This is a genomic window from Enterococcus sp. 3G6_DIV0642 (assembly GCF_002140635.1).
Classification (GTDB): domain Bacteria; phylum Bacillota; class Bacilli; order Lactobacillales; family Enterococcaceae; genus Enterococcus_D; species Enterococcus_D casseliflavus.
The window spans coordinates 3,114,981-3,129,418 of sequence record NZ_NGLH01000001.1; the positions used below are offsets into that span (position 1 = coordinate 3,114,981).

General features: G+C 45.4%; 13 protein-coding genes. 7 read left to right on the forward strand and 6 right to left on the reverse strand.

Annotated features, from left to right (window positions below; genetic code table 11):
- Nucleotides 1-60: 60 nt before the first annotated feature.
- The 5 genes from A5878_RS15065 to A5878_RS15085 all read right to left on the reverse strand — a co-directional run bounded on the left by A5878_RS15065 (nt 61) and on the right by A5878_RS15085 (nt 4,493).
- Complete coding sequence (locus A5878_RS15065) at nt 61-1,089, reverse strand: L-threonylcarbamoyladenylate synthase (RefSeq protein WP_005227888.1); 1,029 nt, start codon at nt 1,087-1,089, stop codon at nt 61-63.
- Between the two features lie 174 nt (nt 1,090-1,263).
- On the reverse strand, nt 1,264-2,121 hold the full coding sequence (gene prmC / locus A5878_RS15070; RefSeq protein WP_005227886.1) for a peptide chain release factor N(5)-glutamine methyltransferase: 858 nt from the start codon (nt 2,119-2,121) through the stop codon (nt 1,264-1,266).
- Nucleotides 2,114-3,187: a peptide chain release factor 1 gene (gene prfA, locus A5878_RS15075; RefSeq protein ID WP_005227884.1), complete on the reverse strand. Its 1,074-nt coding sequence runs from the start codon at nt 3,185-3,187 to the stop codon at nt 2,114-2,116. The genes prmC and prfA overlap by 8 nt, the downstream gene beginning before the upstream one ends.
- 3 nt (nt 3,188-3,190) lie before the next feature.
- Nucleotides 3,191-3,775 (reverse strand): thymidine kinase, encoded by a 585-nt coding sequence (locus A5878_RS15080; protein ID WP_005227882.1) that lies wholly within the window; start codon nt 3,773-3,775, stop codon nt 3,191-3,193.
- Between the two features lie 136 nt (nt 3,776-3,911).
- On the reverse strand, nt 3,912-4,493 hold the full coding sequence (locus A5878_RS15085) for a GNAT family N-acetyltransferase (protein WP_005227879.1): 582 nt from the start codon (nt 4,491-4,493) through the stop codon (nt 3,912-3,914).
- Between the two features lie 128 nt (nt 4,494-4,621).
- On the opposite strand from A5878_RS15085, the gene msrA reads away from it, so the two are divergent.
- Complete coding sequence (gene msrA, locus A5878_RS15090; protein ID WP_005227878.1) at nt 4,622-5,140, forward strand: peptide-methionine (S)-S-oxide reductase MsrA; 519 nt, start codon at nt 4,622-4,624, stop codon at nt 5,138-5,140.
- 162 nt (nt 5,141-5,302) lie between these two features.
- Nucleotides 5,303-6,367 (forward strand): iron-containing alcohol dehydrogenase family protein, encoded by a 1,065-nt coding sequence (locus A5878_RS15095; RefSeq protein ID WP_034869045.1) that lies wholly within the window; start codon nt 5,303-5,305, stop codon nt 6,365-6,367.
- A 150-nt stretch (nt 6,368-6,517) separates the two neighbouring features.
- Here A5878_RS15095 and A5878_RS15100 read toward each other — a convergent pair whose 3' ends face one another.
- Entirely contained in the window at nt 6,518-7,312 is a 795-nt protein-coding gene (locus A5878_RS15100; RefSeq protein WP_005227867.1) for a Cof-type HAD-IIB family hydrolase, read from the reverse strand.
- 311 nt (nt 7,313-7,623) lie between these two features.
- Here A5878_RS15100 and A5878_RS15105 point away from each other — a divergent pair, with 311 nt between their 5' ends.
- From A5878_RS15105 to A5878_RS15125, 5 genes are all read left to right on the forward strand, one after another.
- Nucleotides 7,624-9,081 (forward strand): TrkH family potassium uptake protein, encoded by a 1,458-nt coding sequence (locus tag A5878_RS15105; protein ID WP_223597487.1) that lies wholly within the window; start codon nt 7,624-7,626, stop codon nt 9,079-9,081.
- Nucleotides 9,082-9,279: 198 nt separating this feature from the next.
- Entirely contained in the window at nt 9,280-10,629 is a 1,350-nt protein-coding gene (locus A5878_RS15110) for a Mur ligase family protein (protein ID WP_005227862.1), read from the forward strand.
- Nucleotides 10,622-11,293: a type 1 glutamine amidotransferase gene (locus A5878_RS15115; protein WP_005227859.1), complete on the forward strand. Its 672-nt coding sequence runs from the start codon at nt 10,622-10,624 to the stop codon at nt 11,291-11,293. The genes A5878_RS15110 and A5878_RS15115 overlap by 8 nt, the downstream gene beginning before the upstream one ends.
- 187 nt (nt 11,294-11,480) lie before the next feature.
- Nucleotides 11,481-13,073, forward strand: coding sequence for an alpha-glucoside-specific PTS transporter subunit IIBC (locus A5878_RS15120; protein ID WP_034869042.1), 1,593 nt, complete (start codon nt 11,481-11,483; stop codon nt 13,071-13,073).
- Nucleotides 13,074-13,086: 13 nt separating this feature from the next.
- Nucleotides 13,087-14,418 (forward strand): 6-phospho-alpha-glucosidase, encoded by a 1,332-nt coding sequence (locus A5878_RS15125; protein ID WP_008379332.1) that lies wholly within the window; start codon nt 13,087-13,089, stop codon nt 14,416-14,418.
- Nucleotides 14,419-14,438 lie beyond the last annotated feature (20 nt).

Consider the following 14,438-nt stretch of genomic DNA (forward strand, 5'->3'; position numbering starts at 1 on the left):
TAATGGTAGCATTGTATCACATTTCTTCATAAGCTACCTATAATGAATTCTGGTTTTTTGCTAATTTTCTTGAAAGAAACTTTGATTTGCAGCTTTTTTCAACCGATTCATATAAGCAGCCCCTAAGCCGCTTTCTGGAAACGTGGGTGCAAATAAGACATCTAACTCAGCAATCGATTCATCTAACGCCCGTAAACCAGCAAACAGCCCTTTTGTCGCGGCTTCCACACTGTCATCAAAAAATAAATAGATGGCTGCAGCTTCAAAGCGGACTTGCTCGGCGATCGTTGGTCCAGCTAAAACCCCTACCTTAAACTGCTGTTCTTTTGCCCAAGCCATGGCTGCCGGCCAATCTTGGTCATTGACCATCAGAACGTTGGTATTCGGTGCATAGTGCTTGTATTTCATGCCCGGCGCTTTGGGTGCTTCACTTTCTGTTACTAAGTGCTGATCGACGAGGACTTTTGTTTGTAAAACTGCTTCAAGCTGTTCTTTAGAGATCGCACCAGGACGTAAGATGATCGGCGGCGCCGTTGGGTCACTCAAATCTAAGACCGTTGATTCGACACCGATCTGCGTCACCCCATCATCCAAGATGCCAGCGATTTTGCCTGCCAGATCATGCTGAACATGCGCAGCTGATGTTGGGCTTGGTTTACCAGATGTATTCGCGCTAGGACCAACCAATGGCTGTTGGGCTTGCTTGATCAACGCTAACGTCTTGGTATTGTTTGGCATCCGAAACGCCGCTGTGGATAAGCCGCCAGTAACAATGCTAGGTAAACTGTCTTTTTTGATCGAAAAGATCAAGGTTAAGGGCCCAGGCCAGAAAGTTTCCATCAATTTATCAGCAAAAGGATGCTTGTTATCCACAAACGGTTCCAACTGCTCTGGCTCGGCAATATGAACGATCAAAGGGTTGTCACTAGGTCGCCCTTTGACTTGATATACTTGCGCAACAGCCGTGGGCAAAAGCGCGCTAGCCCCTAGTCCATAGACGGTTTCCGTCGGGAACGCCACCAATCCCCCCTCAGCTAAAATAGCTGCGGCTTCGTTTAACTGTGTTTGATCAAAAATTTTTGTTTCCACAATTTATCCACATCCTTTTTTGAGAAGTTTCCACACTTATCAACATTTTCTCGTTTCTTTTCCACATTTTGTGGATAAGTCGTTTGTCAAGTGTGGATAACCCTGTTTATAACTCGGTTTATTTAGAAGTTGTTCATTTCATAAGGTTTTTGCAATTTTTCTGTAGCAAAAAAATTATTTATCCACATCTTGTGGATGACTGACGAACACCATCCGGTCTTGACCCGCAAGATCTTTTACTACGGTGACTTCTTTGTTGGGAAAAGCGGCTGCAAAAAGCTGTTGAACAACTAATCCTTGCTGAAAGCCGATTTCTAGCGCCATTTGCCCGTTAGGCGCCAAACAATTCGGTGCTTGCTGTGCCAATTGCTTATAGATCGCCAATCCTTGTTCTTGAGCAAAAAGCGCCATCTTAGGCTCTTTTTCTCTTACGCTGATATCCATCAGCGGCCACTCTTCAGCGCTGATATACGGCGGGTTGGAAACGATCAGATCCCATTGCTGATCTGCCACGGGCTCTAAGGTATCTCCTTGGAAAAAGCGGATCTCCGCGCCTAAGGCTGCCGCATTTTCTTTAGCAACGGCTAATGCCTCTGCTGAAAGATCCACGGCACTTACGGCCCACTGGGGACGTGCTAATTTCAAGGCAATGGCGATCGCTCCAGTACCTGTGCCGATGTCTACGACTCGCAGCGGCTGATCTGCTGGTAATTTTGTCAGACAGTTTTCCACCAGCTCTTCGGTTTCTGGACGCGGGATCAAGGTTGCAGGGGTCACTTTTAAGCGATGCCCATAAAATTCTTCATACCCTAATAAATATTGCGGTGGTTCATGCTGCAGCAGCTGTTCAAGATCTGCTGCGATCTGTGCCTCATCTTCCCTTAAGATGGGTTGGTCCATCTGCAGCAGCCAATCGAGTTGCTGCCAGTTTTTTCGCTGTAAAAACAGGTATTGGATCGCATACCCGTCCAGCCCTTTCGTTTCTAAAAAAGAAGAAGCCCGTGAAAGGACTTCTCGATAGGTTTTAGCCATTTTGCATCTCATCTAATTTTGATGTTTGATCGTAAACGATCAGTGCATCAACAATTTCATCGAGTTTTCCAGCTAAAATTTGATCCAATTTTTGAATAGTCAACCCGATACGGTGATCTGTTACGCGGTTTTGCGGGAAGTTATAGGTGCGAATCCGTTCAGAACGATCGCCGGTACCCACTGCTGATTTACGGTTTGCATCGTATTCGCTTTGTGCTTCTTGCTGCATTTGGTCATAGACCCGTGCCCGCAAGACTTTCATCGCTTTCTCACGGTTTTTCAGCTGTGAACGTTCATCTTGCATCGCTACAGCGATCCCTGTTGGCAAGTGAGTCAGACGAACAGCAGAAGCTGTTTTGTTGACGTGCTGACCACCAGCACCAGAGGCATGGTAAATATCGGTCCGAATATCTTTGTCTGCGATATCGATTTCGACTTCTTCAGCTTCAGGCATAACCACGACCGTTGCCGTAGACGTATGGATTCGGCCTTGTGATTCGGTAGATGGTACCCGCTGCACTCGGTGGGCGCCGCTCTCATATTTCAATTTTGAAAAGACGTTGTCGCCAGTGATCATCATGATGACTTCTTTGTAGCCGCCGATCCCAGTGACGTTGGCATCCATGACTTCGACTTTCCAGCCTTGGTTTTCCGCATATTTTTGATACATATTGAAAAGATCGCCAGCAAATAAGGCTGCTTCATCGCCGCCTGCTGCACCACGGATCTCCATGATGATGTTTTTGTCATCATTCGGATCTTTGGGCAATAACAAGATTTTGATGCGTTCTTCTAAAACATCTTTTTCTTTTTTCAAGTCAGAGAGTTCTTCTTTGGCCATCTCTGCCATTTCCGCATCAAGGTTTTCCCCAAGCATTTCTTCGGTATCCTTGATTCCCTCAACGACTTCTTTGTAACGACGGTAGACTTCCACCGTTTCCCGTGTATTGGCTTCTTCTTTTGAAAGCTGCATGAAGCGTTTGGTGTCAGAGATCACGGCTGGATCACTTAGTAATTCGCCTAATTCTTCGTAACGGTCTTCGATTGCTTGTAACTGATCGTACATTGATTATTCTCCTTCTTTTTTCATTCCCGGGTGAAAGTAATGTTTGCGGCAAACAGGATAATACGCTTCGTTACCGCCGATTTGTACTTGGTCGCCCTCGTAAACGGGTTTTCCGTCGATATAGTGCAAGTTCATGGTTGCTTTTTTATGACAGAACCAGCAGATGGTTTTCATCTCTTCGATTTTATCTGCGTAAAGCAGCAAGTATTTTGAGCCTTCAAATAATTCATTGCGGAAATCATTTTTCAAACCAAAGGCCATCACAGGGATACCTAGCTCGTCTACGATTTTGGTGAAAGCCAACACGTGATGCTTCTTTAGGAACTGTGCTTCGTCGATCAAAATACAATAAGGTTTGTAACCGAGGTCTTTGATCAAATGGAACAGATCCGTTTCATCAAAAATCGGGATCGCGTCTCGTTCTAAGCCGATGCGGCTCGAAACATTTCCCACACCGCTTCTCGTGTCCAATCCACTTGTCATGATCACGACTGGTTTGTCTTGTTCTTCATAGTTGTGAGCAACTTTCAGTATCTCGATCGTTTTCCCACTATTCATTGCGCCATATTTAAAAAAAAGCTGTGCCATCTCGCCCATCCTTCCTCATACTCCTTTGGTATTATACTTGAAAAAGGAGAATTTTTACAGACTTAAATTCGACACCTGCCGCCTTTTACGCAAGAGTTTTACGAAAAATTAACGGATTTTTTGCCGCCGCCATCTCTTACTCGTTTCTGGCTTTTTGAGCAACTTCTGCCAATACTTGACAAGCCAGCGAATATTCTGGATTTTCATTCCCATTGATATCCGTTGCAATGATCACAAATCCGAGCTGCTGATAGAGCGTGATTGCTGCATGGCTCCAGGTTTGCGTATGAAGGTACATTGGTTCGTTGGCTGCCTCCAAGACAGAAACGACTTGCGTGACCAAGCCGCGAGCGATTCCTTGACGTTGAGCTTGCGGCATTACTGCTACCCAATGGACTAATGGAACCGGTGTGCCGTCTTGCTTGGCTTTTTTCCAAGCGGTAGCCGTACCGACCGGTGTACCTGATTGATCAAGGGCAAAAAACATTCGCTGTCCTAGCTGTGCTTGCTCGGGCATAAATTCCTTTTCAAAATACGCCAATGCCTCGGCCTCATTGTCAAACTCTCCGACGGATGTTTCGATCCGTGCCCAGTGCCTTTCGTCTCCTGCTTGGTAGCTGCGTAATGAATAGTTATCGGATTGAATGGGCTGGATCGGTGTGCTTTTGTGCGCTCGCTTCATCCAGATTTCTGCATATGGAATTGATTTGTCTAACATTGGTTGTGCCTCTCTTTCTCATTTTGTTTTCTCGTAAAGAACTCATTTTCTGTTTTTTTCCTTCTTACAAGCATATCTCTTGTTTTTCTCTACTAGAAGCATACCATAGAAGCAAAGGAGGAATACCTATGAAAGATACGGCAATTTTTGCTGGCGGTTGTTTTTGGTGCATGGTGAAACCTTTTGACTCGCAGCCAGGCATCCTCAAAGTGGTTTCTGGCTTTACTGGCGGCCATGTGCCTAACCCAACCTACCAACAAGTAACGACAGGAACCACCGGTCACACCGAAGCAGTTGAGATCACCTTTGATCCTGAGGTCATCTCTTATGAAGAATTGGTTGCCATCTATTGGCAGCAGACAGACCCCACGGATGCGTTTGGTCAGTTTGCCGACCGTGGTGATTCCTATCGTCCAGTGATTTTTTACAATAGTGAAGAACAAAAAGCGGTTGCGGAAAAATCAAAGGCGCAGTTGCAAGCTAGCGGCCGCTTTGACCGTCCGATCGTAACGAAGATCGAACCAGCAGAACCTTTTTATCCTGCAGAAGACTATCATCAAGATTTTTACAAAAAAAATGCAGCCCATTACAATGCTTATAGCGAAGGCTCAGGACGAGCTGGCTTTATTCGCCAAAACTGGGCCTAACATTTTTGGAGCATGCCTCCCGATTCATCATTAACAGCCGATTTGCTCTCAAGGCAGATCGGCTGTTTTCTGTTTCTTTTGCCAAAAGGAAATTGACAGTCAGGGCATTTTCGCGATACACTGATTAGAAAATTCTGACGATTATAAAGGAGTGTTTGTTTGATGTTAGCCAATGAAGTCCGTCCAGGTCCTAATCGGTATATTACTGGCGATGGGGTCTTAGCTGATTTGCCAGAGTACTTAAGTGAGTTCCAAGAAGTTGCTGTGATCACTGGGGAGCAGTCATTCGATGTGTTTTCAGCCTATTACCCCCATTCATTTGACTACCCGATCTACCGCTACGATGGATCATCGAGTTTTGAAAATGCGCAAGCCTTAGCTGAAACGATCCAGCAAGCGGATGCCGTAGTGGCAATCGGCGGCGGCAAAGTCGCTGATACAGCAAAAATCACCGCCCAAACCCTTGGCGCAGAATTGATCGTGATCCCTACATTGGTTTCTAACTGTGCACCCTTCACCCCGGTGATCGTCGCCTATTACCCTGATCATACGATTTGTAAAATCGACTATGCCAAAAAAGGTGCCTACATGACGATCGTCGACACCCGTTTTTTACTAGCTACACCCGTTGATTACTTTATCGCTGGGATCGCTGATACGTTAGCCAAATATTATGAAATGGAAGCCATCGTCCGCAACATGGCAGAAGACGACAAGACTGCCTTAGTACGGCTAGGTTTCCAAAGCGCTCTTTTGATCAAAAACTTGTTGATTGCCGATGCGATCCAAGCCGTCAAAGACCTAGAAGTCGGGCAGCTGACCCCCGCCTTCGCCCGTATCACCGATGCGATCATTGCTTTGGCAGGCGAAGTTGGTGGTTTTGCAGTCGAATTTGGCCGCACGTCTGGTGCGCATGCGCTGCATGACGGCTTGTCTTATTTGAGTGAGACCCATACCGTCTTGCACGGCAACAAAGTCGCCTACTGCATTTGGGTCCAGCTTGCCTATACCAATGATTTTGATGTGATTGAAGAATTACGGCCATTTTACGAAGCTTTGCACTTGCCAATGAAGCTGAAGAATCTCCACGTGACACGCCTTGATCGGGATTACTTCGCCTCGGTTCTGACCTATGCTGTCAAAGAAGAAGAAACCTTTATTTTGATTGATCCTGCGATCACACCCGAAAAAGTCTATCAGGCGATCGAAGCGGTGGAGGCGCTGTAAACCGTACTCATTGCTAAACAACTTTATATCAAAAAAACTGTTTCCCTAATACATTTCGGAAACAGTTTTTTTATTTGATCAAACAGACACGCAGTAGCGATCCTGGCTGCGCATATTCTTAGCGGGCGACAGCAACTGGCGCATTGCCCATCACTGCACGACTTCACCCAGCAGCCCGTTTTCTAAGCAGTAATGATAAATGCCTTCCTCGGCTACGTGACCGATCACTTCATCGGCGATTGCTTTTAACTCATCCGAAGCATTATTCATTGCGAGACCCCATCCGACTGCCTCCAGCATCTCAATGTCATTGTTGCCATCGCCAAAGGCAATGGCTTCAGATTTATCCAAGCCATAGTAAGCCAGCATTTTGGCAATGCCGCTTCCTTTCCCACTGCTGGCCGGAATAATATCGACTGCGCGATCCCACCAGGCGGTGATTTTCGCCTCCGTGGTATTTGCCATCACTTTGGCGTAGTCTTCTTTCCCTGAGCCAAGCATCACTTGGAAAATGTCTTGCTGCTGGATCACCTCATCAAAATCTTCTGCCACGATCACTTCTTGGTGGGCAAAGGAAAAATACTCAACTAAGTCAGCATCTTTGCCATTGGCAACCGTTCGATCCTTCGTTGCGATCGCTACTGGACGCTTTAGTGCCGTCGCATTTTCAATGATTTGCTGAACATCTTTTTTAGGAATGGGGTTTTGGTGGATCCCCTCGGCTTGATTAAAACAATACGATCCGTTAAAGGTCAAAAACGCATCGAAGGTCACGCCTTCAAATTGCGGCAACGCGATGGGACTTCTGCCAGTCGCAATGCACAACAGGATTCCTTGCTTCTTCAAGGCTTTTAATGTGGCTAACATTCTTTCAGAGATTTGCTTTTTGCTCATATCGATCAGTGTGCCATCAACATCGAAAAAAATAATTTTTACGTCTTTCATGATACTCCCCATTTCCGTCTCGATTTTCAAAAAATTTGATGCGCTTTTTTGTCCGCTTTCTCGCTATTGTTCCGTGCGGATCGTCGCTGCTATCTTTTACTTCTTTTATCTTCTCATAAATTGCCAGCGTTTTCTTCTGAAATCGTGAAATCCTTACTGATTTGCTTCGAGTTTTTAAGTTTCTTAAGCGATCAAGCTGCCGCAAGAACCACAGCCTGATCGTTTCCTCTAACCCAACGGCCCTTTCCAAAAGCTTTTCCTTACACAATTTCTGCTCCCATGAATTCTATCCTGCTTTCTTTCAAATCTACTTGGTTCTTTGGTATACTGGGGATAGTTTATTTAGTGAGGGGTTTTTTGTAATGAACTTTACCCGCTTTGCCCGCTTGACGCAGCGCAGGAGCAAGACGTTTATTTCCCAGAATGTGTCTTCAATCCAAGTGATTGTTTTTTATTATATCGTGATGACGGTGGTCTCTTTGGGGCTTTTTTCACTCCCCTTCTTTCGAGAACCCGGCTCTCATGTCGCGTTTATCGATCTGTTCTTTATGGCGGTCAGCACGGTCAGTGTCACTGGGCTGACTACTTTTCCGATCAATGACGTGTTTAACGACCACGGGGTCATCTTATTGGAAGTCCTCTTTCAAGTCGGCGGTTTAGGGATCATGATGATCTCGACCTTTTTTGCGATCGTCTCACGGCGCAAAATCAGTTTAAAGCAGCGCCAGTTGATCATGACGGATATGAATCAGCCAAAGCTTAGTGGGATCGTTCGGATGATTCGAACGACGTTTACCATTATCTTGCTTTGTCAGGTGGTAGCAGGCACGATCTTCGCTGTTTATTTTCATCTTTACGGCTATTATGACAATTGGCGAGATGCGATCTTTTATGGATTTTATCAAGCGATCTCTGCTGTGACCAACTCAGGGTTTGATGTGACGGGCAATTCCATCTTGCCGTTTTCCCATGATTATTTCTTCCTGACGTGTATCATGATTTTGATTTTTATCGGGGGGATCGGATTTCCAGTGATCATGGACTTTCGGGAATGGGTCCTTTTTAAAATGAAAAAACAACGCCGCCGCTTGCCGTTTCGCTTTTCTTTATTCACAAAAATTGCTGTTTTGGCTTTCGTGATCCTCTTTGTCGGCGGTACATTAGCGATCTTTTTCCTTGAGAAAGATTATTTGTTCAAAGATTACAGCTTTAGCGGTATGTGGATGAACAGCATGTTTTATTCCATGACAACGCGGAATGCTGGCCTGCAGATCCATGACTTAGGCAACTTTCAAACCACGACGTTGATCGTTTTCTCCTTGCTGATGTTTATTGGTTGTAGTCCCAGCTCTGTTGGTGGGGGGATTCGGACGACGACCATTGCCATCATTGGGCTGTACCTCTATGCCTTCTTGAAAAGTGAGGACAATATCAATATCTTCGGTCGCCGGATCGATCAAGATGACGTCCGCAAATCAGTGGTGGTCTTTATGCTTTCGATGGGCATGTGCTTCTTTTGTGTCTTATTCTTGACCGCCATCGAGGATATCCCTTTGATCGCCATCATTGTTGAAGTTTCCTCGGCATTTGGAACCACAGGGCTTTCTTTAGGAATCACGGGTGATTTATCAACTATCGGCAAACTCGTGATTGCTCTTTTGATGTTTATCGGCCGTGTCGGTATGCTGTACACCTTGATGTTATTCGTACCAAAAGAAACACGTGACTTAGGCTACGAGTACCCAACGGAAAAAATCATTATCGGTTAAAGCAGCAGCAAACCTTCTGCCAGGTTTGCTGTTTTGCTTTTCAAGCCTTTGATCATCGCAAGTAAAAGAGCCATTTATCAGAATGGTCTTTGCAGAAATTTAAAGAATCGCAAAAGCAATTTAACCTTTTTCTTGGTATATGGTATGATAAATTGAATTTGCACAATGAAAGCATTCGCTCTAATGGAGGGTTACATTATGGGAATACGAAGTCATCTGGCTGTTTCAGTCGGTAAGACCTCTCAATGGGTATTAAAGAACTTTTTCAAAGGCGGCTCAAGCCTGCCTGGTAAATTAGCATTAAAAGTTGATCCACATATATTAGATCATTTGGCGAAAGATTACCAAGTCGTCGTGATCACAGGCACCAACGGCAAAACATTGACGACTGCCTTGACTGTCAATATTTTGCGCCAAGAATTTGATGAAGTATTGACGAACCCCACCGGCGCCAATATGGTTCAAGGGATCGTTTCAACCTTTCTATCGGCACGCCCTAAAAAAGGCAAAAAATTTGCGGTTTTAGAAATCGATGAAGCCAGTCTCAGCAAAGTAACGAAGTACATCAAACCTGAATTGTTCGTTTTCACTAATATTTTCCGCGATCAAATGGACCGTTATGGCGAGATCTATACGACCTATAAAATGATCGTTGAAGGTGCCGCAAACTCACCGGAAGCTACGATCCTCTGCAATGGGGATTCGCCACTGTTCAATTCGGTAGCAACTGTCAATCCGCGGAAATACTATGGATTTGATCATTTGCCAGATGAAGAGCAGATGGCCCATTACAATACGGATGGCGTGTTGTGTCCTGAGTGTCATCACATTTTACATTATAAAATGATCACCTATGCCAATCTTGGAAAATACTACTGCCCAAATTGCGGCTTCCATCGACCAGAATTGGATTATAAACTGACGGAAATGACCGCAATGGACAACACCTCTGCTGACTTTGTGATCGATGGCAACGACTATCGCATCGAAGTTGGTGGGATGTACAATGTCTACAATGCGCTGGCGGCAACTGCGGTTGCGGAATATTATGGCGTAGCACCTGCAAAAATCAAATCTGGTTTGGCCTATGACGAAAAAGTCTTTGGTCGTCAAGAAGTGATCCGCATTGGGGACAAAGAATGTACGTTAGTCTTAGTTAAAAACCCTGTTGGTTTGAACCAAGTCATCGATATGATCGGCCTGTCGCCCTATCCTTTCTCGCTAGTCAGCTTGTTGAATGCCAACTACGCAGATGGGATCGACGTCAGCTGGATTTGGGATGGCGACCATGAAGCGTTTGCCGATATGGGGATTCCTCAAGTGATCGCTGGTGGTGATCGTCACAAAGATATGGCGTTGCGGCTAAAAGTTGCGGGGATCCCTGAAGAAAAAATCATTGAAACCCCTGAACTTGATGACGTCATCAAGCAAATCGCAGACTTACCAACAGAAAAAGTCTATATTTTAGCGACTTACACTGCAGTCTTGCAGCTACGCAAAAAGCTTGCGGAAAAAGGCTATATCAAAGGAGGAATGAGTCGTGACTAAGTATCAACTGAATGTTGCCCACTTGTATGGAAATCTTTTGAATACTTATGGCGACAACGGCAATCTCTTGATGCTGCGCTACGTGGCCGAAAAACTAGGCGTGACCTTCAACGCAGAAGTCGTCAGCATTCACGAGCCCTTCGATCCTGAAAAATATGATCTCGTCTTCTTCGGTGGCGGACAAGATTTTGAACAAGTGATCGTTTCACAAGATATCCAATCAAAAAAAGAAGCCCTGACCAGCTATATCGAAAATGATGGCGTCATGCTGGCGATCTGCGGCGGCTATCAATTGCTGGGTCATTACTACATCGGTGCCAACGGCGAGAAAATCAATGGGATAGGTGCCTTGGATCATTACACCTTAAGCCAAGAAAACAATCGGTTCATCGGTGACATCGTGATCCACAATGAAGAATTCGATGAGACCTATTATGGCTTTGAAAACCATAATGGCCGTACTTTCTTAGGTAAAGGGGAAAAACCATTGGGGAAAGTCATCCAAGGACAAGGAAACAATGGCGAAGACCAAACCGAAGGCGTGGTTTACCGCAATGTGTTCGGCTCTTACTTCCACGGACCGCTCCTTGCAAGAAATGAGCATTTGGCAGAGCGCTTGATCCGCACCGCCCTTGCCAATCGTTATGGCAACGTCGAAATTTAAATACACGTACGTAGCAAACAAACCTGTTTTTCGCAGGTTTGTTTTTTTATGGGAAATTTCCCCGCAGTTGCCACTTTTTCTCTTTGTTTGCTTCTACGTTCCTATGCTGCCTCACTTTATTGTAACCGCTATCTTTCTTTTCTATACTGAGATTGTAGTAAAAATTGAAAGGAGATGTTAAGAAATTATGATGGAAAAAGTTCAGCGGTTTGGCGGTGCGATGTTTACCCCGGTCCTCTTGTTTTCCTTTTCAGGGATCATGGTCGCGCTGTGTATTATTTTTAAAAATCCGATGCTTGTGGGGAGCATCGCCACTGAAGGCTCTACTTGGTACAACATTTGGACGATCATTGAAAACGGAGCGTGGACGGTCTTCAACCAAATGGAATTATTATTTGTCATTGGATTACCGATCGGTCTCGCAAAAAAAGCCAATGCGCGAGCGGCAATGGAAGCCTTTGTCGTCTATATTACTTGTAATTATTTTATTTCTGGCATGATCGAGTACTTTGGTAACTTCTTCGGTGTCAACTTTGCAGCTGATCCCGGCGGTGAGAGTGGTTTGAAAATGATCGCTGGCATCAAAACATTAGATACTGGTATTATCGGAGCAATTTTTATTTCGGCGATCGTCGTCTATCTTCACAACAAGTTTTTCGATACGAAGCTGCCTGATTTTCTCGGAATTTTCCAAGGCTCTTCCTTTGTCGTGATCCTCGGTTTCTTTTTAATGCTGCCAGTTGCTTTTTTGATCGCATTGATTTGGCCGAAAGTCCAAGCTGGCATTGGGTCCATGCAAGGGTTTCTAGCAAGTGCTGGGGTCTTTGGGGTCTGGCTCTATACTTTCTTAGAGCGAATATTGATTCCCACAGGTCTCCATCATTTCGTGTATACCCCCTTTGTTTTTGGTCCCGCTGTCGTCGAAGAAGGAATCTCCAAATACTGGATGGCACATTTACAAGAATTTGCCCAATCCACCAGACCATTGAAAGAGCTTTTCCCTGAAGGGGGCTTTGCTTTACATGGCAATTCTAAGATCTTTGCTGCACCAGGGATCGCTGCTGCTTTTTATTTCACAGCCAAGCCTGAGAACAAAAAGAAGGTCTTAGCGATTTTGATCCCTGCCACTTTAACTGCCGTTTTAGCTGGTATCACTGAGCCATTGGAATTCACCTTCCTCTTTATCTCACCACCCCTCTTTGCGGTGCACGCTGTTTTAGCAGCGACCATGGCGGCAACGATGTTTGCCTTCGGGGTCATTGGAGATATGGGGGGCGGCTTGATTGATCTGTTGGCGAAGGTCTGGATTCCGCTATTTCAAAATCATCGCAGTATGATCTTCACGCAGCTGGTGATCGGGTTAGTCTTTACTGCCCTTTATTTCCTTGTTTTCCGCTTCTTGATCCTCAAATTTAAGTTAGCCACACCAGGACGGGAAGAAAACAATAGCGAAGTCAAACTATACACCAAAAAAGATTACAAAGAAAAACAATCCAACACTGGAACGCCAGTGATTGCTGGTGCCAATCGCTACACCGAACAAGCCGCAGTCTACTTAGAAGGGTTTGGCGGTCGCGATAATATCGATAAAGTCACTAATTGTGCCACTCGCCTAAGAATCACCGTTAAAGATCAAGACCAAGTGCTGCCAGATGACATCTTTAAAGGCGCTGGTGCTCATGGTGTTGTTCGCAACGGCAACGCCTTCCAAGTGATCGTTGGTCTGGATGTGCCACAAGTGAGAGAACAATTCGAAAAATTATTAGCTGTATCAGACTAAGGAGGAAACAAGAATGAAAAAATTTTCAATCGTGATCGCCGGAGGCGGCAGTACCTTTACCCCAGGAATCGTCTTGATGCTTTTGGAACACTTGGATCGTTTCCCGATTCGCCAAATCAAGTTTTACGACAATTTGGAAGAACGACAAGAAAAAGTTGCACAAGCTTGCGAGATTTTATTGAAAGAACGCGCACCAGAAATCAGCTTTTTAGCAACCACTGATCCCGAAACCGCATTTCAGGATGTCGATTTTGTGATGGCGCATATCCGAGTTGGCTTGTATGCGATGCGCGAAAAGGATGAAAAAATCCCTTTGAAATATGGTGTGGTCGGCCAAGAAACTTGTGGTCCTGGCGGGATCGCTTATGGGATGCGTTCTATCGGCGGTGTATTGGAGTTAGTCGATTACATGGAAAAATATTCCCCTGATGCATGGATGTTGAATTATTCCAATCCTGCAGCGATCGTCGCAGAAGCGACTCGTAAATTGCGCCCTGATGCCAAGATCATTAATATTTGTGATATGCCAGTGGGAATCGAAGAACGGATGGCGCAAGCGATCGGTTTAGCTTCTCGCAAAGAGTTGGTGGTTCGCTATTATGGCTTGAATCACTTTGGCTGGTGGACTGATATACGAGACAAAGCTGGCAATGATTTGCTGCCGCAGATCCAGGCGCATGTGGCAAAATACGGCTATTCATTGCCAGAAGAAATCGAAGCGAGCCAACATGCTGATGCCAGCTGGATGCACACCTTTGCCAAAGCAAAAGAAGTGTACGAAGTTGATCCATCCACTTTGCCAAATACCTACTTGAAATATTACTTTTTCCCTCAAGATGAAGTGGCGCACACCAACCCATCTTTTACACGGGCAAATGAAGTCATGGCTGGCCGCGAAAAACACGTCTTTGGTGAATGCCAACGCATCGTAGAAAACCAGACAGCGACTGACACCACGCTTGAAGTGGATGAACACGCCAGCTACATCGTGGACCTTGCACGAGCGATCGCTTATAACACGCAAGAACGGATGCTGTTGATCGTGCCTAACGAAGGAGCGATCGTCAACTTTGATGAGCAGGCAATGGTGGAAGTGCCTTGTATCGTCGGCAGTAACGGGGCAGAACCAATCACACAAGGCAAGATCCCTCGCTTCCAAAAAGGATTGATGGAGCAACAAGTCGCCGTAGAAAAATTAGTCGTGGAGGCTTGGGCAGAGGGTTCTTACCAGAAATTATGGCAAGCACTGATTCTTTCAAAAGTGGTTCCAAATGCCCGTGTAGCCAAAGAATTACTCGATGAATTGATTGAAGCAAATCAAGCCTTTTGGCCAGAATTACACTAGCCAGCGTTCTTCGCCTCCCC